The following is a 20740-nucleotide window of genomic DNA, read 5'->3' as shown; positions in this document are numbered from 1 at the left end:
CCGTAGTCCCACCGGCCGTCGTTGCCTGCCGCGCGGGGGCGACGGCAGGGCCCCGCTCGGGCGGCCCGGCGCCGTACGGCCGCCTGCCCGGCGCCCGGGATATCGCGTCTCCATGGGGCCGTAGTCCCACCGGCCGTCGTTGCCTGCCGCGCGGGGGCGACGGCAGGGCCCCGCTCGGGTGGCCCGACCTCGACGATCGCCATGCCCGATGCCGGTTAGGGCGCGTGCTCCAAGGGGGGCGCAGCTTCATCCGTCGGCGTCGTCCAACGTGCAGCGGCCGACGGCACGGCCGGCAGCGCCCGGCCGGATCTGCCGGACCCCGCTCACCGCCTGCTCGATCGGGGGCAGCCTCAACTCAGCTGCGCGGCACGGCCCCGCCACCGCTCGGCGGGATGTGCCGGGCCCCGCTAGCGGTCGGCCTGAGCCAAGAGACAGGCCCCCACTCAGCCGCGCGGCACGTTCCCGCCTCCGCTCGGCAGGATGTACCCGACCCACACTCACCGTCAGCGTGATCCGAGGCGCAGCCAGACCTCGCCGCGTGGCACGGCCCCGCCACCGCTCGGCCGGGCGTGCCGGACCTGGCGCACCGTCAGCGTGATACGAGGCGCAGCCAGACCCCGCCGCGCCGCACGGCCCCGCCACCGCTCGGCCCGACGGGCCTGACCCCGCTCACCTCAGTGGGAACCGAGCCGCAGGCCCTAACCCAGCCGCTCGTGCAGGAAGGGCACCGTGCTCTCCCAGGCGCGGGTGGCGGACTCGGCGTCGTACGTTTGGCCGCCGTCGTTGAAGAAGGCGTGGTTCGCCGGGTAGAGGCGCAGGTCCGGGGTGATCCCGGACTGCTCGTGGACGGCCTCGCGCAGGGCCTCCAGGCTTTCTGCCGGGATGGTCTGGTCGAGTTCCCCGTAGTGGCCCAGGATCTGCGCCTTCAGGCCCGAGAAGTCGGGCAGCTCGCCCTGGATCACCCCGTAGAACGGCACCGCGGCGCTCACCCGGGGGTCGGCCGCCGCCAGGTACAGGACGAATCCGCCGCCCATGCAGAAGCCGACCGCGCCGACGGTGTCCGAGGTGACCTCATCCAACGACAGCAGGTGGCCGACCGCGCCGGACAGCAGCTCCACGCCCCGCGAGACCGGCAGCGCCTGCATCATCCGCAGGGCCTCCTCGCTGTCGTGGGCGACATTGCCGCCGTACAGGTCGGGAGCGAGCGCGACGAAGCCCTCCGCGGCCAGCCGGTCGGCGACGTCGGCGACGTGGTCGGTCAGACCCCACCACTCCTGGATGACGATGACGCCCGGCCCGCTCCCGGACGGCGGCAGCGCCAGACAGCCGTGCGCGGTGGTGCCGCCGCTCGGGAACGTGACGTTCTGGTGGGCGGGTGCTCCGGTCGACTTGGGCAGTTCGGCCATGGTGCTCGACTCCTGTGCAGCTGTCCGGTGGGGACGCCGGAGCCGTGGCCCCGGCGGTGATCACCAGCCTGTCACGCACCGCACGGCCGCCCACGGCAGCCCTGGCGAACGGGACTGGCGCCCCTCAGGTTTTACGTATAACGTCTCCCGTCAGCCACCCCTCCCGAGAGGTTCCGATGAGACGCGTCGCCCTGGTCACCCTCGTCGTCGACGACTACGACGAGGCGGTCCGCTTCTACACCGAAGCCCTCGGCTTCCGGCTCGTCGAGGACACCCCCCGCCCCGACGGCTCCCGCTGGGTCGTCGTACGCCCGGACGAACGCGAAGGCGGTACCGACCTGCTGCTCGCCCGCGCCAAGGACGAGGCACAGCAGGGCCGGGTGGGGGACCAGACCGGCGGGCGCGTCGGATTCTTCCTGCACACCGACGACTTCACCCGCGACCACGCCCGCATGCTGGCCGCGGGTGTGACCTTCCTGGAGGAGCCCCGGCACGAGCCCTACGGCTCGGTCGCCGTCTTCCAGGACCTGTACGGAAACCGCTGGGACCTGCTCCAGCCCGCCGACTGAACCTCCGCCACCCTGTTCGAGGAAAGACCCCGCCATGACCGCTACGCGCGTAGACGCCGACCTGATCCGCCGCCTCCCCAAGGCCGTCCTGCACGACCACCTCGACGGCGGCCTGCGCCCCGCCACCGTGGTGGAGCTCGCGGCGGAGGTCGGCCACACCCTACCCACCACCGACCCGGACGAACTCGCCGCCTGGTACTTCGAGGCCGCCAACTCCGGTGACCTGGTGCGCTACATAGCCACCTTCGAGCACACCCTCGCCGTCATGCAGACCCGCGAGGGCCTGCTGCGCACGGCCGAGGAGTACGTCCTCGACCTCGCCGCCGACGGGGTCGTGTACGGCGAGGTGCGCTACGCCCCCGAGCTGAACACCCGCGGCGGGCTGGCCATGGCCGAGGTCGTGGAGACCGTCCAGGAGGGCCTGGCCGCCGGTATGGCGAAGGCCGCCGCCGCGGGCACCCCGGTGCGGGTCGGCACCCTGCTGTGCGGCATGCGGATGTTCGACCGGGTGCGCGAGGCCGCCGACCTGGCCGTGGCCTTCCGGGACGCCGGTGTCGTCGGCTTCGACATCGCGGGCGCCGAGGACGGCTTCCCGGCCGCCGACCACCTCGCGGCCTTCGAGCACCTGCGCCGCGAGAACGTGCCGTTCACCATCCACGCCGGTGAGGCCCACGGCCTGCCCAGCATCCACCAGGCCGTGCAGGTGTGCGGCGCCCAGCGTCTCGGCCACGGCGTGCGGATCACCGAGGACATCCCCGACCTCGCGGCCGGCAAGCTCGGCCGGCTCGCGGGCTGGGTCCGGGACCGCCGGATCGCCCTGGAGATGTGCCCGACCTCCAACCTCCAGACCGGCGCGGCCACCTCGATCGCCGAGCACCCGATCACGGCTCTGAAGGACCTGGGCTTCCGGGTCACCCTGAACACCGACAACCGGCTGGTGTCGGGGACGACGATGACCCGCGAGATGTCCCTGCTGGTCGAGCACGCGGGCTGGACGGTCGAGGACCTGCGCACGGTCACGGTGAACGCCCTCAAGAGCGCCTTCATCCCGTTCGACGAGCGCAGGGCCCTCATCGAGGACGTCGTCCTGCCGGGCTACGCGCTCTGAAGCAGCCCCCGCAGATAGGCGGCCTGTCCGACGTGCTGGAGATCGTCGGACAGGACGCTGATCAGCCGCACCCCCAGGGTGACCGGCGGATCCCAGTTCTCGTCGACGACCCGGTCCAGATCCTCGTCCGTCAGCCCGCGCAGGGCTTCGAGACTCTGGGCGTGCACGGCGTCGTAGTAACCGGTCAGCAGGTCCGCGGAGTCGACCCGCACCTTGGCGACCTGCGCGGAGGTGTGGCCGTAGCCGATGTCACGCGGCTTCAGGTCGAGGCCGAAGCGCTTCTCCCAGTCCTGTGCCAGCCACACCTGGTCGAGGTCGAGGGCGCCGGCCACGTGGTCGTCCTGGACGCGGGTGAGGTGCCAGACCAGCCAGGCGACGGAATTGGCGTCGGGACCGGGACGGTGGTTGAGGTCGTCGGGGCCCAGGCCCTCGACGACGGCGTGGACTTCTTCCTGGATGCGGCTGTAGCCGTCGATGAGGATGTCCTTTGCATGCATGACATCCACCATCGCGCATCATGCCGCGTCACGCGGCGGAATTCCGCTCCGGTGTCACGCGTCGGGAATCCAGCTCCCGTGGAAGCCCAGCGGCACCCGCCCCGGCAGATGGATCCGGGCCACCGGCTCACCCGTGAAGTCCTGCGCCGCGAGAATCACCAGGTCCGAGGCCCCGCGATCGGGATTGTGCACATATGCGACGGCGTAGCCGTCGTCCTCGGCGGCCCTCCCGTCACAGGGGTCGGACGGTACGAACACGGCCTCGCTCGCCGCCGCTCCCCGGGGCAGCCGGTGCACCTGGGAGGTGCCCCTCAGCAGGTCGTGCTTGATGAGCGCGTTGCTGAACGCGCGGTCCGGAGGCGGGTTGCCGCCGACCGCCTGATAGGCCACCGCCATCTCCGCGGAGGCGGCCGAGTAGCCGTAGCGGTGCCGGCGGGACACCAACGCCTCGTTGACGCGCGGGAATTCCTGAGGACGGTCGTCGAGGGTCCGGGTCCGTACCCGCCCCTGACGCAGGTCGACCGTCCACCGGTCCAGCCGGGGGGTGCCCGCCCCGTACGGCCCTCCCGAGCCGTTGCCCGCCACGAGGAAGGGCGCGTCGAAGTTGGTCATGTCGATGACCAGGTTCGGGCCCTCCTCGTACGCGTTGAGGGTGTGCGAGTAGTACACCGGGTCGACCTCGAACCAGCGGACCGCACCTCCCTTGCGGGGCAGCACGCCGACCCGTGCCGGATGCCGGTCGTTCCAGACGTACGGCACGATGTCGCCGCGCTCGGCGCCCGCCGGGTCGAAGGTGACCGGCATGTCGAGGATCACCACGTGGTTCTCGGTGAGCGCGAAGTCATGGATCATCGGCGCGTCCGCCACCGGGATCCTCGTACTGCGCGAGACGCGGCCACCCGGATCGACGACCAGGTGCCGCACGTGGTCCCAGGTCGGGTAGTAGGCGATCGCGTGCAGCTCACCGGCGTGCGCGTCGAACTTGGTGTGTGCGGTGAACGCGCCCTCCAGGGTGCCCCGGAAGTCGTACGTGCCGACGGTGTTCAGCTCCTCGTCGAGCTCGTACGGCAACGGTCCGCTCTCCTGGAGCGCGAGGATCCGTCCGCGGTAGGGGATCACATGGGTGTTGGCCGGGAAGTCGTCCGGCGGCACCGGGCCCGGGTAGGGCTCGCCGAGCTTCTTCGCCACCTGGGAGGAGCGCACCCAGCGGTTGCGGTACCACTCGGCGCGGCCCTCGCGCAGCCGGACACCGTGCACCATGCCCTCGCCGAGCATCCAGTGGTGGGCGCGCGGGTCCTCGATTCCCAGCGCGTTGGGGCCGTTGCGCAGATAGCGACCGTTCAGCTCGCGCGGGATGCGACCGGTGACCGGCAGGTCGAAGGCCGTCAGTTCCTCGGTGACGGGTGCGAACGCGCCCTCCAGGAAGGGGAAGCGGCGCGCTGTCCGGGCTGCCGCGGCGGCGGGCGACGCGCCCGCTCCGGTGCCGACGAGCGCTCCGGCCGCCGTGATCGCCGCCGCGCCGCGCAGTACGTTCCGTCGCGTGGGGTCCGTCGTCTTAGGGTCCGTCATCTTCCCTGCTCCTGACCGTGGTTGTCTCGGGAACGGTCACGAGTCTGGTGCGCGGGACGGATCAGGTCACGAGGGTTGGGCCCCGTCCGGGGGTGTACCCAAGCCCCCTTTTTCCGTGCCCCCTCTTTCCAGGCCCCCTGTTTCCAGCAGGGCCATCAGGGCCCGGGCCGCCGGGCTGGTGGCCTGGGCGGGCGGCAGCAGCGCGACCGTCTCGTACTCGGTCTCGCCGGTGCCCTTGACCGGGAGCGCGGTCAGCGACTCCCGTTTGTGCCGGAAGTGCCGCGGTACGACGGCCACGCCGAGGTTCTCGTCCACCAGGTCCAGGAGGCTGTGCACATCGTTGACCTCCAGGGCGACGTTGCGGCGCACTCCCGCGTCGGTGAAGGCGGCGTCGGTGGTGCGGCGCGGCCCCCAGTCCGGATGGAAGTCGACGAAGACCTCGCCGTCCAGATCCTCCGGTGTCACGGCCGCGCCGACGGCCGCGAGCCGGTGGCTGGGATGGCACAGCACGGTCATGGGCTCGCTCGACAGTGGTACGACACGCAACTGGTCGGTGTCCTGCTGCGCCGCCCGCACGGCGAATGCCAGGTCGAGGCGCCCGGCCGCCACCTCCTCCGCGAGCGCGGCCGACCCCGCCTGGCGCAGACAGATCTCGACATCCGGATGCTGCCGCCGGAACGCGGCGAGCAGCCCCGCCACGTGCAGCCCGGCGATGCACTGCTCGGACCCGATCGCGAGCATCCCGCGCAGCACCCCCTGCACCGCGGCCACCGCCTCGTGGGCGGAGCGCACCTGTGCGAGGATCCGCTCGGCCTCGCCGAGCAGGGCCCGCCCGGCCGGGGTGAGCGTGACCCGGCGGGTGGTCCGCACGAACAGCGGGGTCTGCAGTTCCCGCTCCAGCGCCCGGATGGACGCGGACAGCCCCGACTGGGACACCAGGAGGCGTTCGGCGGCCCGGGTGAAGTGCTGGTCCTCGGCGACCGCCACGAAATGCTGGAGATGGCGCAGTTCCATGATTGAGAAGCCTATCCGCTGAATTCCATCGGATTCTTCTGTTGGACCAATGCCCCCAGGTCGCGAAAGAGTGGACACAAGGTTCAAGACCCTGGTCCACCGTGCCAACCCCCTGGAGTCGCGTTGTACACCGCACACCCCGACCGCTACGCGGAGATGCCCTACCGGCGCACCGGACGCAGCGGTCTGAAGCTTCCCGCGATCTCGCTCGGCCTGTGGCACAACTTCGGCCCGGCGGACCGCACCGTGGAGACGCAGCGGGCCATCCTGCGCCGCGCCTTCGACCTCGGCGTCACCCACTTCGACCTCGCCAACAATTACGGTCCGCCGCCCGGCGCCGCCGAGTCCGCGTTCGGCGAGGCCCTCAAGGCCGACCTCGCGTCCTACCGCGACGAGCTGATCGTCTCGACCAAGGCCGGCTATCTGATGTGGCCCGGCCCGTACGGCGAGTGGGGCTCCCGCAAGTACCTGCTGTCGTCGCTGGACCAGAGCCTGACCCGGATGGGCCTGGACTACGTCGACATCTTCTACTCGCACCGCCCCGACCCGGAGACTCCCCTGGAGGAGACGATGGGCGCCCTGCACACCGCGGTCCAGCAGGGCAAGGCGCTCTACGTCGGCATCTCGAACTACTCGGCCGAGCAGACCCGCGAGGCCGCGCGCATCCTCGGCGAGCTGGGCACCCCGCTCCTCATCCACCAGCCGCGCTACTCGATGCTGGACCGCCGCCCCGAGGACGGCGGCCTGCTGGACGCGCTGGACGAGCTCCAGGTCGGCTCGATCGTCTTCTCCCCGCTGGAGCAGGGACTGCTCACCGGCCGCTACCTCGACGGCATCCCCGAGGACTCCCGGGCCGCGAGCGACAGCCCCTTCCTGAACTCCGACGCGCTCACCGAGGACCTGGTCCAGCAGCTGCGCGAACTCAACGACATCGCCAAGGGCCGCGGCCAGACCCTCGCCCAGCTGGCCCTGGCCTGGGTCCTGCGCGGCAGCCGCGTCACCTCCGCCCTCGTCGGCGCTAGCAGCCCGAAGCAGATCGAGGACAGCGTGGGCACGATCGCCAACCTGGACTTCGACACGGACGAACTGGCGAGGATCGACGCGATCATCAAGGCGTGACCGACACGCCCGCCATGACCGCGGGCAGGTGAGAGGGGCCGGGCCCCGGCGTTACGCCGGGGCCTTTTACGCTCCCGCCGGCACCCGGTCCAGGAATCCGTACACGGTCCTGATCCGGCCGTCCCCGGTCAGCGTGATGACGTCGGAGCCGGCGACGGGTGCCGAGCCGTCGGCAGTGCTCACCAGCTCCCAGGAGAACCGGACGGTGTCGTGGTGCCCCTCGACGGGGCCGGTGATGTGGAAGGTGAACCCCGGGAACTGCTCGTGCGCCGCCGCGATCACGGCGCTGATCCGGTCGTGCCCGACCACGTCGGCGAGGGGGTCGGTGTAACCGCCGCCCACCGTCCAGGCGGCCGCGACGGCCTTCGCGCGCGTCTCCGGCTCACGTGCGTTCCAGGCTTCGAAGTAGCGGGCGACGGCATTCTCGTAGCGTTCCATGGTCGTGGGCATGGGAAATCAGCCTCCATCGAGGTCGTCTGTGCTGGTGGGACCTGTTGGGACAACCCTGCCCGCGGTGCGCGGCACCGTCGATTACTTCCCGGGTCATGACGTTTGAAGGTGTACCCGTCAGATTTCGGCCAGGAGGAGGGGGGAATATGCCAGGAGACTGGCCAAAAAGACGTGGTGACAGTGTTTCAGTAGTGAACATACTCGACTGACAGGGCCTTCACATCGAGCGAAGCGCCCGTCACGCACCGCAGCAAGAGCCGCGTACCGCACATGAGCCGCACGGAAAGCGAGGCCCTGCCGACAGGCGAACGGAGCAAGCGGGGGAGTGGGATCGTGCACGACGAATTCCTGTGCCACGTCACGGGGTACGGCATCTGCGACGGGCGGCGCATCGGCGTCCCCCTCGGAACCTACCGCGCGCCCACCCTCGCCCTCGCCCTGTGGTGGTTGCGCGACCGGGCCTCGTGGATCGCCGACCGATTAGACCCCCAGCCCGAGGCCGAGTACCTGCCGGCGGGCGCCCTCGTCCCCGTCGCCGACACCGTGCTCGACGTGCCCGCCGTGATGCGGGCCTGGTGCGCAGACCTGTACCAACAGGAGTTGGTCGCCGACGAGTTGGCGGCCGGCCGGCTGGTCCGGATCGCCGCGAGCGACGACACCACGGAGTACGAACTGCTCGCCGAATCCGTGGACGCCGCGAGAATGCACCGGATGGCCTCCATGCTCTTCACTCCCGTCGCCTGAGCCGCTCGGGCCGCGCCACCAGGCGCCCAAAGGGGTGAATCGGTAGAATTCTGGCATGGCGGAGCGGCCGGTCGCACCGACGGCGCCCGAACTCGTCCTGGAGACCGACACCGGCTCCACGGTGATGAGCCCGGGCCATGACTACCGCGTGGGTCGCGACCCCATGAGTGACATCGTCATCGACGATGCCCGGGTCTCGTGGCACCACGCGGTCCTGCGACCCGAGGCCGACCACTGGACCCTCGAGGACGAGCACAGCACCAACGGCACCTATGCCGACGGCCGCCGCGTCCGTGAGTGGGACGTCGGCCCCGGCAGCGTGATCCGCTTCGGCAGCCCCTCCGACGGCCCCTGCGCGGTCCTGCTGGGCCTGCCCACCCCCGAGCGCCCCTCGGCCGTCTCCATGCCCGGCCTCACCGGCACCTTCCGGCATCCCACCGCCGTACGCCCGCTGCCCACCCGCACGGTCCGTATCGGCCGCGCCGACGACAACGACCTCGTCGTCGACGACCTGGTCGTCTCCCGCCACCACGCCGAGCTGCGCGCCCTGCCCGACGCCACGTACGAGATCGTCGACCGCGGCAGTCACAACGGCACCTATCTCAACGGCCGCCCCGTCACGAGCGCCCCCCTCGGGCCCGGGGACATCGTCGGCATCGGCCACTCGGCGTTCTGCCTGGTCGGCGACACACTCCAGGAGTACGTCGACACCGGCGACGTCTCCCTCGACGTCCAGGACCTCACGGTCGCCGTCGACCACGGCCGCAAGACCCTGCTCGACCATGTGTCCTTCCCGGTGGGCGAGAAGTGCCTGCTCGCCGTCGTCGGCCCGAGCGGCGCCGGGAAGTCCACGCTCCTGAACGCCCTCACCGGCCAGCGCCCCGCCGACCACGGCACCGTCCTGTACGACGGCCGCGACCTCTACCGCGACTACGCCGAACTGCGCCAGCGCATCGGCCTGGTCCCGCAGGACGACATACTGCACGCCCAGCTCACCGTCCGCAGCGCCCTGACCTACGCCGCCGAGCTGCGCTTCCCGCAGGACACCGCGAAGGCCGAACGCCGCGAACGCGTCGACGAGGTCATCCGCGAGCTCGGCCTGGAACAGCGCGCCCGGCAGCCCGTGCACAGCCTCTCCGGCGGACAGCGCAAGCGGGTCAGCGTGGCCCTGGAGCTGCTGACCAAGCCGTCACTGCTCTTCCTCGACGAGCCCACCTCGGGCCTGGACCCCGGCATGGACCGCTCGGTGATGCACATGCTGCGCGGCCTCGCCGACGACGGCCGCACCGTCATCGTCGTCACCCACAGCGTCCTGAGTCTCGACGTCTGCGACCGTCTCCTCGTCCTCGCGCCCGGCGGCAGGATCGCCTACTACGGTCCGCCCGAGGACGCCCTCGCCTACTTCGGCTTCACCCAGTGGCCCGAGGCCTTCGAAGCCTTCGAACGCGACGAGGACCGCGACTGGGCGGGCGACTTCCGCTCCTCGGCCTTCCAGCACCAGTACGTCGCCGAGGCCACCGCACAGCCCCGGATGCCCCGCTCCGAGCCGGTCATCATCGCGCCCCCGCCGCGGCCCCGCAGCCGTGGCGCCCAGCTCGGCACCCTGATCCGCCGTTACACCGCCGCCCTCGGCGCCGACCGCACCTTCCTCGCCATCATGATCGCGCTGCCCTTCGTCATGGGCGCCATGGCCCGGGCCCTCGCGGGCAGCCGGCTCACCCGCGACACCGCGATGAACGCCCTGCTCATCCTGTGCGTCGGCGGCGTGCTCACCGGCGCCGCGAACGCCGTGCGCGAACTGGTGAAGGAGCGGGTCATCTACCAGCGCGAACGAGCCGTCGGCCTGTCCAGATCGGCGTACCTGATGTCCAAGGTCGTCGTACTGGGCGCGATCACCGTCGTCCAGGCGGTGGTCCTGACCCTGGTCGCCCTCCTCGGCGTCGACCTCAGCGCGCCCGGCGGCGAAGGCGTGGTGATGCCGCCCCTTGCCGAGATCACCATCGCGGTCGCCCTGCTGGCGTTCACGGCGATGATGCTCGGTCTGCTCGTGTCCGCGCTGGTGCGCAAGGAGGAGGTGACCATGCCACTGCTCGTGCTGCTCGCCATCGTCCAGGTCGTCTTCTGCGGGGCCCTGCTGCAGCTCGACGGCGTGCCAGGCCTGGAACAGCTGTCCTGGCTGGTGCCCTCGCGCTGGGCGCTCGGCGCGATGGCCGGCACCATCGGCCTCGCCCGGATCGTGCCGGGCGACCTCACCGGCGACCCCCTCTTCAAGCACTCGGCGGGCGTATGGCTCCTCAACATCGCCATGCTCCTCGTCCTGTCCGCGCTCTTCGGATACGTCGTCTCCCGGCTGCTGCGCCGGCACGAACCCGTGGTCATGCGGAAGTAGGCCGCCGATGACGACCCCCGGCTTCCGGCCCACCCATGTCGTCCCCGGGTACGGCATGCCCGCCTGGGAGGCCCCCGACCCAGCCCGCCCCACCGTGCCCCTCGACCCGCTCCTGCCCGTCCAGCTCGTGGAGCGGCGCGGCGACTGGGCATACGTCCTGTGCGCCAACGACTGGTCGGCCTGGGTCGACGGCCGCCACCTGGTCGCCGTTCCCCAGGACCCGCCCGCCCCCGAAAGCCCCCTCACCCGCGCCGCCGACCCTCGCCCCCTGCTGGCCCGCGCCGACGAGACCCTCGCCCGCTACCGGGCCGCCGTCGAGGAGCTGGCCCGCGGCGGCCTCGACGGGGAGGCCTTCCGCGGCCGCACCAGGGGACTGCGGATCGGGGTCGTCGTCGACGGCGAACACATGTGGCTCTACGACGCCCAGCACGGACGCTGGGTCTACGCGGACGGGACCCGGCTGAACACCTACGCCACCGATGACGGGCCACAGGCCGGCGGACACGCCCCGACCCAGGTCGTGACGCGCGATGGCCCATGAGACCAGCCTCTTCTCCGGCAGCCCCTCCGAACTGGTCGGACGGCAGGTCGCGAGCTACCGCATCGAGCAGGAGATCGGCCGGGGCGGCATGGCCGTCGTCTACCGGGCCCGGGACCTGCGCCTGGACCGCACGGTGGCGCTGAAACTGCTGGCCCCGGAACTCGCCCGCAACGACACCTTCCGCAAGCGCTTCAGCCACGAGTCCCGGGTGGCCGCCGCGATCGACCACCCGCACATCGTCCCCGTCTTCGAGGCGGGCGAGACGGACGGCGTGCTTTACATCGCCATGCGGTACGTCGCCGGCAGCGATCTGCGCCATCTCCTGGACCGACAAGGGCCGTTGCCGCTCCCGACCGCGCTGCGGATCGCCGCCCAGGTGGCCTCCGCGCTCGACGCGGCCCACGAGCACGGACTGGTCCACCGGGACGTGAAACCCGGCAACATCCTGGTCTCCCGGGGCACCGACAGCGACCATCCCGAGCACGTCTATCTCACCGACTTCGGCCTCACGAAGAAGTCCCTGTCGCTGACCGGGTTCACGACGGTCGGCCAGTTCGTCGGCACCCTCGACTACGTGGCCCCCGAGCAGATCTCCGGCCGCCCGGTCGACGGCCGCTGCGACGTCTACGGTTTCGCGTGCGTGGTCTACGAGACCCTCACCGGCCACCCGCCCTTCCGCCGTGACGACGACATGGCCCTGCTGTGGGCCCACCAGTACGACGCCCCGCCCCCGCTCTCCGAGTCCCGCCCCGGCCTGCCCGCACCGCTCGACGCGGTGTTCGCCAAGGCCCTCGCCAAGACCCCCGACGACCGCCACGACTCCTGCCTCGACTTCGTCGCGGCCCTCCGCTCCACCGCGACGGGGAGTCACCCGCCGACGGAGGTGGCCCTGAGGGCCGTAGAACCGGAGGACACCCGCCCGAAGCCGCCGCCGCACTGGGCGGAGCCGGTGGTCCGAGGGCGGTAGTCAGGCCCGTCGCACCCACCGGGCCGGCAGCGCGCCGAGGAAACCGGTGACCAGGCCCCACAGTGCGCCGAGGCCCACCGCCGGCCACAGCTCGGGGGTGAGGAACAGCTGACCGCTCAGACCGCCGCCGAGGTCGCCGATACCGAGGACCGACAGGCCGTAGTGGGCGGAGATCCGGCCCATGAGGCAGATGATGAGGACCGTCAGGGCGAGGGCGACCGCCAGGTGCACCGCGTGCTGCCAGGCGCGGACGCGGGCGGGGGAGCGGGCCGCCATCAGGAACGCGACCGAGAGCAGCAGGACCGCTTCGACGACCACCAGCCACCACACGCGGCTGTCGTGCTCGGCGAGGGTGCGCAGATTGAGCGTGGCGGTGTCCTTGGAGCGCAGAACCTCGTCCAGGACGTGCGGCATGGGCAGGCCGAAGGGGCCCTCGACCCGGCCGTTCCAGGTGGCACCGAGACCGATGGTCAGGGCGAGCCAGACCAGGTTCGGCATGCCCAGCAGGACCACCGCCAGCGTCTCGGGCGCATGGCCGCGCGTCACGGCGACGACCAGCGCGACGAGGATCCCGAGGACGACGTGGGCGAGGAGGAGCACGACCATGGCGTGCGCCGCGGGTCGCACCGACTCCTGGAGGCGCAGCAGTCGCCCCGGCAGGGGAGCCCGGCGCGAGACCAGCAGGGCCAGCACCAGGACGCCGGCCATCCACAGCAGACCGAACACCAGGGTCTGCGGTACGTCCGTCGTGAAGCCGACCTCGGGGGAGACGCCGAAGACATCGCCCAGGTCACCCAGCGTGTCGTCGCCGAGGGAGAGCGTGAACGTCTGGCGGGCCGCATAGGCCAGGGCGAGGAGCGCGAACAGCCACAGGACGGCGATCCGGCCCGCCCAACCGGCGAGTTCCCGGCCGCCGGCGACGGCCCGGTGCCGCAGCGGCCGCAGGAAACCCGCGCCGAGCGCCAGCGCACCGGCCAGGGTGACGGAGAGAGGGATCACGGTGAGCCCGGCCTTGCTGTCGGCGAGCCCTCCCGCGCTTCCCGACAGCTCGACCGTGCCGCCGACGGCCGTGACGACACTCGCCGCGACGACCCGGGGGAACGCGCCGTCCGGAAGGTCAAAAGCTCCCGCCGCCCACAGACCCAGCGCGGCCACCACCCCCATGGAGATCAGCGCGACCAGAACCGTGGCCAAGGCCTGCACCCAGCCGTGGCGAGCGACGACCGCCTGGTCGGAGGGGGTTCGCGGGTTCATCCTGCCACGCTAAGCAGCACGGAGACGGCTCGCCTGCCGGGAGGTCCGTCCGCGTCCGCTTGCGGGCGGCACGGGGCCCGAGCAAACAATGGATATGTCGCGGAAAAGTGCGGCTGAATCGGGGCAATCGGATCGCGCCGCAGGAGTCCCGCGTCGGGAAGAAGAACTCGTGAGCGTCGAACCGCCTACGTCGGGCCGCCCCACCGGCCCGCCCTCGGGCCCGCTGTCGGGCCCCTCGCAGCCGCCTTCGGGCCCGCCCTCGCAGCCCCCGGGCAGCAGCGGCGGAGCACCCTCGCCCGAACCCCGCCGCCCCTGGTGGCGGTCGGCACCCCGGGTCGCGATCATCGCCACCGCGGTCGTCGTCGCCGTGGTCCTCGCGCTCGTCTTCACCCGCTCCGGCGGCGGCTCCACCGCGGCCGGCGGCAACGGCGAGGTCTTCCTCCAGGCCGCCGCCAAGACGGGCCCCGACCCCTTCACCGAGTCGACCGCGAAGGACAGCACGGTGCCCCCGGTCTCCGCCACCCCGACCGGCTCCTCCTCCGAGCCGGCGAACGCCGTGCGCGGCGTGGACGGCGCCGCTCCCGGCCTCTACGGCGGCACCCGCAACGTCTCCAGCTGCGACATCGAGAAGCAGGTCAAGGCCCTTGGGGCAGACCCCGCGAAGAACAGCGTGTTCGCCTCGGTCGCCGGCGTCCAGCCGTCCGGGGTCCCCGCCTTCCTGCGCTCGCTCACACCCGTCCAGCTGCGCATGGACACCCGCGTCACCAACCACGGCTACCGTGACGGCGCCGCCACCAGCTACCAGGCCGTCCTCCAGGCCGGCACCGCCGTGCTCGTCGACGACCGCGGAGTGCCCCGCACGCGCTGTGCCTGCGGCAACCCGCTGACCCCGCCGGTCGCCCAGCAGAGCACGCCGAAGCCCACCGGCGACTCCTGGGCGTCGTACCACCCCTCGAACGTGGTCGTGGTGGCGCCCTCGCCGACGGTCATCAACATCTTCGTGATCTACGACCCCGACCACCACGACTGGGTCGCCCGGCACCGCGGCGACACCGGGAGCAAGGACCACAAGACCCACCCGCCGGCCAGGCCCTCCCCGCCCGTGACCGTGTCCCCGCCGACGGCACCCGGCACATCGACGTCCCCGGCCTCCCCGTCGCCCTGCGTCTCCACGTCCAGCGGGGCACCGACGCCCTCCGGCTCGCACCGCCCGTGCCCGCCGGCCCTGGTCGCCCCGTCCTCCCCGGCCACGAGCCCGCCCACGTCACAGCCGCCCAGCAGTGAAACCTCGCGTGAGCCCCTCGTACCCGAGTCCTCGGCACCACCGGCGCCCCTCACCTCCTCCACCACGCCGGAGACGACACAGTCCGCGCCCCTGTCCAGTGCCACGCTGTCCCCGGCAGTGTGACGTATCACCTGGACTGCGGCGGGCGACTCGGGGTACGAGGACTGGTGCAGCAGCGTCCGGCCAGTCCGGCTTCCGAGAGAGAAACGCATGATCGATCATCTGGACGGGGCAGTGATACCGACTGGTTTCGACGTGCCCGTGGAACCCCTGCGGCGGGCAGCGCACTACACGGGGGAACCGGGAAGTATCGCCGATGCGCGGTCGTTCGCCGCGGACTTCCTGGACAGACTGAGAACCGAGTGGTGTGCCGACATCGGCAACCGTGCCGAGGACGAGGTGCTCCTCGTGGTGAGCGAACTCGTCACCAACGCCGACCGGCACAGCAACGGGCCGTACATCCTCGAGCTGGAGGGCACCGACGCCACGGTCACCGTCACGGTCTACGACAGCAGCGAAGCCCTGCCCCGCAGGTTCCCGCGGGATCCCCAGCGTGTCGGCCGGCACGGTCTGGAGATCGTGCACGTCCTGGCACGGGAGGTCGCGGCGGAACGCGTACCGGTGGGCAAGCGGGTGAGGGCCGTCCTGGGCTTCGGTGCCAAGGGGTGAGCGGCCCGCCTCACGTACGTACAGCGGGTGCCGTCCAAAGACGGCACCCGCTTTTTTCGCTGTCCGTGTGGGTCAGGCGCAGCCCAGCTCCCCGAGCATGCCCACGCGCAGCCGCGTGATGATCCGCTTGATCAGCCGGGACACGTGCATCTGCGAGCAGCCGAGGCGCTCACCGATCTCCGACTGCGTGGCCTCCTCCACGAACCGCATGTGGATGATCTGCCGGTCGCGGTCGCTGAGCTCGGCCATCAGCGGGGCGAGTGACTGGAAGTCCTCGACGAGCCGCAGCCCGTCCTCCTCCACGCCGATGAAGTCGGCGAGCACGGCTTCGCCGCCCTCGGGGCCGTCGCCGGTCAGGGCGGCGTCCAGGGACGAGGAGTTGTAGCCGTTCGAGGCGATCTGCGCCTCGATCACCTCGTTCTCGGAGATGTTCATCAGGGTGGCGAGTTCGGCCACCGTCGGATCGCGGTCCAGCCGGCTGCCGAGTTCCTCACGCGCCTTGGCCAGCTCGACGCGCAGCTCCTGAAGGCGCCGCGGGACGTGCACCGCCCAGGTGGTGTCACGGAAGAAGCGCTTGATCTCGCCGACGATGTAAGGGAGCGCGAACGACGTGAACTCGACCTCGCGGGAGATCTCGAACCGGTCGATCGCCTTGATCAGACCGATCATGCCGGTCTGGACGACGTCCTCCATGTCGTCGCCACGGCCCCGGAACCTTCCGGCCGCGAAGCGCACGAGCGACATGTTCATCTCAATGAGGGTGTTGCGCGCGTACTGGTACTCGTGCGTGCCCTCCTCGAGCTCGGTCAGGCGCTGGAAGAACTGGCGGGACAGCTCGCGCGCGTCCCGAGGGGCGACGGAGCGCGGTTCCTCGACTCCCGGCAGGGGTGTCCCACCCGTCCTGGTCCCGCTGGCGTGCTCGGTGACGTGTGCCTCCGAACGATTCACGGCGGTGACGGCGGTATGCATTACCTCTCCCACGAAAGTCACGGCTCGACGTCTGCCTCTTCGGCCTGGGTTGTCTCGAGTGCTGCAGGTGTGGCCTGCCGTGTACCCGGAACGCAAGAATGTATGCGTGCCCGGACCACCGGCCGACCGATCAGCCCGCAGCTCTCTCGCCTTGCGCCTACCCGGGGAGTGACGACGCATGCCCCCCAAGTCGACCGGTGGCGTGAAATCGCCGTTCCTCAGGGAGCGACCCGGATCGCGACGATCAGTTCGTGGAGGTAGCGCTTGGTGACCCGGCCGCCGTGCCGCGTGTCGATCAGTTCCCGGATGCAGGCCAGCAGGCCCTCGCGGCGGGCGGTGTCGAGGGCACGGTGGCCCGAATAGGTGAGGAGGACGTCGATGTACTCGTCGGCGGTGTGGGTGATGTCCTGTTCGAAGCGGGTGACCGTGACGTCACCAAAGCGCGGACAGGCCTCGAAGTCCTCCGTCGCCGAGAGGATCTCGGACGACGGCCGGAGCCGCAGCCCGGGCGGTGTGGCCGGATCCCAGCGTTCGTAGCACTCCTGGGCCCGGCCGAAGAACTCGGTCGTGCCGCCCGCCACATGGTGGGTGACCACGACAGCGAGATGTCCCCCGGCGCGCAGCGCGTCCGCCGCCTTCTCCACCCGGACGGCCGGGTCGATCCAGTGGAAGGCGGTGGCGCAGGCGACCAGGTCGAAGGGCTCCTCCGGAAGCGGCCACCGCTCGAACTCTGCGGTTCGCACATCGACCCGCGGGAATCCCGCCAGCCGCCGCCTGGCCACCGCGGCCAGCGCGTCGCCCAGCTCCACGGCCGTGATGTGACACCCGAACCCGGCCAGGGCACGGGTCAGCTGACCCGTACCTGGGCCGATCTCCAGTACACGGCTCCGTCGGCCGAGGCTCGTCGACCGTGCCAACTCCCCGACCAGAGCGGGCGGATAGCTCGGACGCGCCTTGTCGTACAGCTCCGCCGCGTCGTTGAACGTCTCGCGCAGCACCGGGACCCGCGCCCTTCCCGTCGTCGATTCCACCCAGGGCAGAATGCCGGACCCTTCCCCTGGCGGCCAGGGAATTTAGGCTGAGCCGGTGAGCAACGAAGCGCCGAACCAAGCCCGCGTGATCCCGCTGCGCCCGCAGTCCGCGCGCCCGGGGTCCGTCCGCCCAGTGTCCGAACGCCCCGCCACCACACCGCCGCGGGATCCCGCCGCCAGGGAGACCAGGGAATCCAGGGAACCCCTGTGGCGTGACCTCGTCGGAGACGTCCTGCGCCGCGAGCGCCTCGCCCAGGAGCGCACGCTCAAGGACGTGGCCGACGCGGCCCGGATCTCGATGCCCTACCTCTCCGAAGTCGAGCGCGGCCGCAAGGAGGCCTCCTCGGAGGTCCTCGCGGCCGCCGCCCAAGCCCTCGGACTCGGCCTCGGTGATCTGCTCTCCCTGGCCCAGGGGGAGCTCACCCGGCACTCGGCGCGCAGCCGCCGCGCGGTGCCGGGATCGCCGTACAACGGGATGTGCCTGGCGGCCTGAGGCGGCGGAGCCGGTGTCTCAGACCGTCACGAGGCGCCGGCTCACCACCTCGTCGGCCAGCCCGTACTCCACGGCCTCCTGTGCGGTGAACACCTTGTCGCGGTCCATGTCCGCGCGCAGGGTCGCGATGTCGTGGTGGGTGTGCCGGGCCAGCACCTCCTCGACCTGGGAGCGGATGCGGACCATCTCCTTGGCCTGCAGGGCGAGATCGGAGATGGCGCCGCGGCTGCCGCCGGAGGCGGGCTGGCCGAGCAGTACGCGCGCGTGCTCCAGCACGAGCCGCCGCCCGGGGTCCCCGCCGGCCAGCAGGACGGCCGCGGTGGACGCCGCCTGTCCCACGCAGAGCGTCGAGATCGGGGCCTGCACGTAGGTCATCGTGTCGTAGATCGCCATCAGCGAGGTGAACGATCCGCCGGGGGAGTTGATGTAGATCGAGATCTCGTTCTCCGGCGCCGCCGACTCCAGATGCAGCAGCTGTGCGATCACGACGTTGGCCACCCCGTCGTCGATCTCGGTGCCGAGGAAGATGATCCGCTCGGAGAGCAGGCGGCTGAACACGTCGGAGGACCGCTCGCCCTGCGCGGTCCGCTCGACGACGTACGGAATCGTGTAGTTCGCCATGTCACAGCCCCATCCGTCGCTTCGAGGCGGCCGGGCGGACGTCCGCGAGGGACTCCAGGACCCGGTCCACCATGCCGTACTCCTTGGCCTCCTCGGCCGTGAACCAGCGGTCGCGGTCGCCGTCGCGTGCGATCGTCTCCGGTGTCTGGCCCGTGTTCTCGGCGAGGAGCCGCTCCATGGTCTGTTTGCTGTGATCCAGGTTCTCCGCCTGGATCAGGATGTCGGCGGTGGTCCCGCCGATGCCCGCGGACCCCTGGTGCATCATGATCCGCGCGTTGGGCAGGGCGTACCGCTTGCCGGGCGTGCCGCCGCAGAGCAGGAACTGGCCCATGCTCGCCGCGAAACCCATGGCGAGCGTCGACACGTCGTTGGGAATCAGCCGCATCGTGTCGTAGATGGCGAGGCCCGCGTACACGGAGCCGCCCGGACTGTTGATGTACAGGCTGATGTCGGTGCGCGGGTCCTCCGCGGACAGGACCAGCAGCTGGGAGCAGATCCGGTTGGCGGAGACCTCGTCGACCTGGGTGCCCAGCAGGACGATGCGCTGGGCGAGGAGCTGGGCGGCCAGTTGGTCGTCGAAGCGGGTGGGAGGGGTGTCGCCGTCCTCGGCCCGGGGGGAAGTCATGGGCTGTCCTCGTGGTCGTAGGGATGCCGTCGGCTCCACTGTCGACCTCGCAGGACGGCCCGCGGCGTTTTCTCTGCCGGTGGCAGATTCGCCACCGGCAGAGCGCGGGCCCGGGGGTGTGCTCAGCCCGTCTCGCGCAGGTGCCGGAAGAACGCCCGCACGTCGTCCACCAGCAGGTCCGGCTCCTCCATCGCCGCGAAGTGACCGCCCCGGTCGAACTCGGTCCAGCGCACGACGTTCTCGATGAGCTCCCCCTTGCGCCGCAGCGGGATCTGGATCTCGGCCGGGAAGACTGCGACGGCCGTCGGGACGGTCGTCGGCTCGCGGAGCCGCGACGCCCGGTCGCCCGTGGCGTGCGTGCGCTCGTAGTAGATGCGTGCGGCCGAACCGGCGGTCCCGGTCAGCCAGTACAGCATCACGTTGGTCAGCAGCCGGTCCCGGTCCACGGCCTCCTCGGGCAGCTCGACCGAGTCCGTCCACGCCTGGAACTTCTCCACGATCCAGGCGAGCTGGCCGACCGGCGAGTCGGCGAGCGCGTAGGCCAGGGTCTGCGGCCGGGAGGCCTGGATGATCGCGTAACCGGTGCCCTCCCGCGACCAGGTCTTCGAGCGGCGCCACGACTCCAGCGTGCGCTCCCGTTCCTCGGGGGCGAGCCCGGCCAGCTCCTCGGCCGTCGGTTCCTGGCCGGCCTCGGCACCAGGCAGGTAGTTCAGGTGGACGCCGATGACCCGCTCCGGGTGGGCGCGGCCCAGCTCGCGGGAGATCGCCGCGCCCCAGTCCCCGCCCTGGGCGCCGAACCGGTCGTAGCCCAGGCGCCGCATGAGCTCGACCCAGGCGCCCGCGATCCGGACGGGTTCCCAACCGGTGTCCGCGGGCGGCCCGGACAGCCCGAACCCGGGGATGCTCGGTACGACGACGTGGAAGGCGTCCGCCCGGTCGCCGCCGTGGGCCGCCGGATCGGTCAACGGGCCCACCACGTCCAGGAACTCGACGATCGAGCCCGGCCAGCCGTGCGTGATGATCAGCGGGGTGGCGTCCGGCTCGGGGGAGCGGATGTGGGCGAAGTGCACGGTCGTGCCGTCGATGACGGTCGTGAACTGGGGCCACTCGTTCAGCTGTGCCTCGGCCGCCCGCCAGTCGTAGGAGTGCCGCCAGTGGTGGGCGAGTTCGCGCAGATAGGCCGCCGGGACGCCGTACGCCCATCCCGTGGCCGAGAGGTCGTCGGGCCAGCGGGTGCGGTCGAGCCGGTCGTGGAGGTCGTCGAGGTCGCTCTGCGGAATGTCGAGGCGGAAGGGCCGGACCGGGTCCGAGTGCTCTGTGGGTGCAGACGTCATGCCCGGATGCTAGTTCGCACCGGTGTATCGGCCACCTGGATTAATCCGCCGTTCGACCGATGAGTTCCGCGGCGAGGATCGGTCGA

Annotated in this window: 21 protein-coding genes; 10 read left to right on the top strand and 11 right to left on the bottom strand. The window is 71.4% G+C overall.

The features are described 5' to 3' along the window. Positions 1-698: 698 nt before the first annotated feature. Entirely contained in the window at positions 699-1406 is a 708-nt protein-coding gene (locus ACIRP7_RS30380; RefSeq protein WP_403665690.1) for a dienelactone hydrolase family protein, read from the bottom strand. A gap of 176 nt (positions 1407-1582) precedes the next feature. Between ACIRP7_RS30380 and ACIRP7_RS30375 the strand changes: the two genes are divergently transcribed. Further along, complete coding sequence (locus ACIRP7_RS30375; protein ID WP_403665688.1) at positions 1583-1975, top strand: VOC family protein; 393 nt, start codon at positions 1583-1585, stop codon at positions 1973-1975. Positions 1976-2009: 34 nt separating this feature from the next. Then, a complete protein-coding gene (locus ACIRP7_RS30370; protein ID WP_403665686.1) occupies positions 2010-3083 on the top strand; it encodes an adenosine deaminase in 1074 nt (357 codons plus the stop codon). Here the strand turns inward: ACIRP7_RS30370 and ACIRP7_RS30365 are convergent. The 3 genes from ACIRP7_RS30365 to ACIRP7_RS30355 all read right to left on the bottom strand — a co-directional run bounded on the left by ACIRP7_RS30365 (position 3071) and on the right by ACIRP7_RS30355 (position 6163). Beyond that, positions 3071-3580 (bottom strand): DinB family protein, encoded by a 510-nt coding sequence (locus tag ACIRP7_RS30365; protein WP_403665684.1) that lies wholly within the window; start codon positions 3578-3580, stop codon positions 3071-3073. The two genes, ACIRP7_RS30370 and ACIRP7_RS30365, sit on opposite strands and share 13 nt — an antisense overlap. A gap of 54 nt (positions 3581-3634) precedes the next feature. After that, positions 3635-5149 carry a carotenoid oxygenase family protein gene (locus tag ACIRP7_RS30360; protein WP_403665682.1) on the bottom strand — a complete coding sequence of 505 codons (1515 nt, stop codon included), beginning with the start codon at positions 5147-5149 and terminating at the stop codon, positions 3635-3637. Between the two features lie 66 nt (positions 5150-5215). Continuing rightward, the gene (locus ACIRP7_RS30355; protein ID WP_403665680.1) at positions 5216-6163 is read right to left on the bottom strand and encodes a LysR family transcriptional regulator; all 948 of its coding nucleotides are present in this window, start codon (positions 6161-6163) and stop codon (positions 5216-5218) included. A gap of 123 nt (positions 6164-6286) precedes the next feature. On the opposite strand from ACIRP7_RS30355, the gene mgrA reads away from it, so the two are divergent. Further along, positions 6287-7282 carry an L-glyceraldehyde 3-phosphate reductase gene (gene mgrA / locus ACIRP7_RS30350; RefSeq protein ID WP_403665678.1) on the top strand — a complete coding sequence of 332 codons (996 nt, stop codon included), beginning with the start codon at positions 6287-6289 and terminating at the stop codon, positions 7280-7282. 66 nt (positions 7283-7348) lie between these two features. Here mgrA and ACIRP7_RS30345 read toward each other — a convergent pair whose 3' ends face one another. Then, positions 7349-7732: a nuclear transport factor 2 family protein gene (locus ACIRP7_RS30345; protein WP_403665676.1), complete on the bottom strand. Its 384-nt coding sequence runs from the start codon at positions 7730-7732 to the stop codon at positions 7349-7351. Positions 7733-8065: 333 nt separating this feature from the next. Between ACIRP7_RS30345 and ACIRP7_RS30340 the strand changes: the two genes are divergently transcribed. From ACIRP7_RS30340 to ACIRP7_RS30325, 4 genes are read left to right on the top strand one after another with little or no spacing between them, the layout of a single operon-like run. Continuing rightward, positions 8066-8476, top strand: a complete 411-nt coding sequence (locus ACIRP7_RS30340) for a hypothetical protein (RefSeq protein WP_403665674.1) — start codon at positions 8066-8068, stop codon at positions 8474-8476. A 55-nt stretch (positions 8477-8531) separates the two neighbouring features. Then, a complete protein-coding gene (locus ACIRP7_RS30335; RefSeq protein ID WP_403665672.1) occupies positions 8532-10865 on the top strand; it encodes an FHA domain-containing protein in 2334 nt (777 codons plus the stop codon). A gap of 7 nt (positions 10866-10872) precedes the next feature. Beyond that, entirely contained in the window at positions 10873-11406 is a 534-nt protein-coding gene (locus ACIRP7_RS30330) for a hypothetical protein (RefSeq protein WP_403665670.1), read from the top strand. Next, positions 11396-12373, top strand: a complete 978-nt coding sequence (locus ACIRP7_RS30325) for a serine/threonine-protein kinase (RefSeq protein WP_403665668.1) — start codon at positions 11396-11398, stop codon at positions 12371-12373. The genes ACIRP7_RS30330 and ACIRP7_RS30325 overlap by 11 nt, the downstream gene beginning before the upstream one ends. Here ACIRP7_RS30325 and ACIRP7_RS30320 read toward each other — a convergent pair whose 3' ends face one another. Beyond that, entirely contained in the window at positions 12374-13627 is a 1254-nt protein-coding gene (locus tag ACIRP7_RS30320; RefSeq protein ID WP_403665666.1) for a streptophobe family protein, read from the bottom strand. Between the two features lie 169 nt (positions 13628-13796). On the opposite strand from ACIRP7_RS30320, the gene ACIRP7_RS30315 reads away from it, so the two are divergent. Together ACIRP7_RS30315 and ACIRP7_RS30310 are read left to right on the top strand one after the other, a co-directional pair. Then, positions 13797-15035 carry a DUF6777 domain-containing protein gene (locus ACIRP7_RS30315; RefSeq protein ID WP_403665664.1) on the top strand — a complete coding sequence of 413 codons (1239 nt, stop codon included), beginning with the start codon at positions 13797-13799 and terminating at the stop codon, positions 15033-15035. 87 nt (positions 15036-15122) lie between these two features. Continuing rightward, positions 15123-15581, top strand: a complete 459-nt coding sequence (locus ACIRP7_RS30310; RefSeq protein ID WP_403665662.1) for an ATP-binding protein — start codon at positions 15123-15125, stop codon at positions 15579-15581. Between the two features lie 72 nt (positions 15582-15653). Here ACIRP7_RS30310 and ACIRP7_RS30305 read toward each other — a convergent pair whose 3' ends face one another. Further along, positions 15654-16550, bottom strand: a complete 897-nt coding sequence (locus ACIRP7_RS30305; RefSeq protein WP_403665660.1) for an RNA polymerase sigma factor SigF — start codon at positions 16548-16550, stop codon at positions 15654-15656. A gap of 218 nt (positions 16551-16768) precedes the next feature. Further along, positions 16769-17548, bottom strand: coding sequence for a class I SAM-dependent methyltransferase (locus ACIRP7_RS30300; protein ID WP_403665962.1), 780 nt, complete (start codon positions 17546-17548; stop codon positions 16769-16771). A gap of 88 nt (positions 17549-17636) precedes the next feature. On the opposite strand from ACIRP7_RS30300, the gene ACIRP7_RS30295 reads away from it, so the two are divergent. After that, positions 17637-18074 carry a helix-turn-helix domain-containing protein gene (locus ACIRP7_RS30295; RefSeq protein WP_403665658.1) on the top strand — a complete coding sequence of 146 codons (438 nt, stop codon included), beginning with the start codon at positions 17637-17639 and terminating at the stop codon, positions 18072-18074. Between the two features lie 18 nt (positions 18075-18092). On the opposite strand, the gene ACIRP7_RS30290 is transcribed toward ACIRP7_RS30295, so the two are convergent. The 3 genes from ACIRP7_RS30290 to ACIRP7_RS30280 form a co-directional block, all read right to left on the bottom strand. Further along, a complete protein-coding gene (locus ACIRP7_RS30290; protein ID WP_352385968.1) occupies positions 18093-18695 on the bottom strand; it encodes an ATP-dependent Clp protease proteolytic subunit in 603 nt (200 codons plus the stop codon). Position 18696: 1 nt separating this feature from the next. Then, complete coding sequence (locus ACIRP7_RS30285) at positions 18697-19320, bottom strand: ATP-dependent Clp protease proteolytic subunit (RefSeq protein WP_352385966.1); 624 nt, start codon at positions 19318-19320, stop codon at positions 18697-18699. A gap of 122 nt (positions 19321-19442) precedes the next feature. Next, the gene (locus ACIRP7_RS30280) at positions 19443-20654 is read right to left on the bottom strand and encodes an epoxide hydrolase family protein (RefSeq protein WP_403665655.1); all 1212 of its coding nucleotides are present in this window, start codon (positions 20652-20654) and stop codon (positions 19443-19445) included. Between the last annotated feature and the right edge of the window lie 86 nt (positions 20655-20740).

Source organism: Streptomyces sp. NPDC102270 (assembly GCF_044766405.1).
In the GTDB taxonomy this organism is placed as follows: domain Bacteria; phylum Actinomycetota; class Actinomycetes; order Streptomycetales; family Streptomycetaceae; genus Streptomyces.
This window is presented reverse-complemented; position numbering and strand designations above follow the sequence as displayed.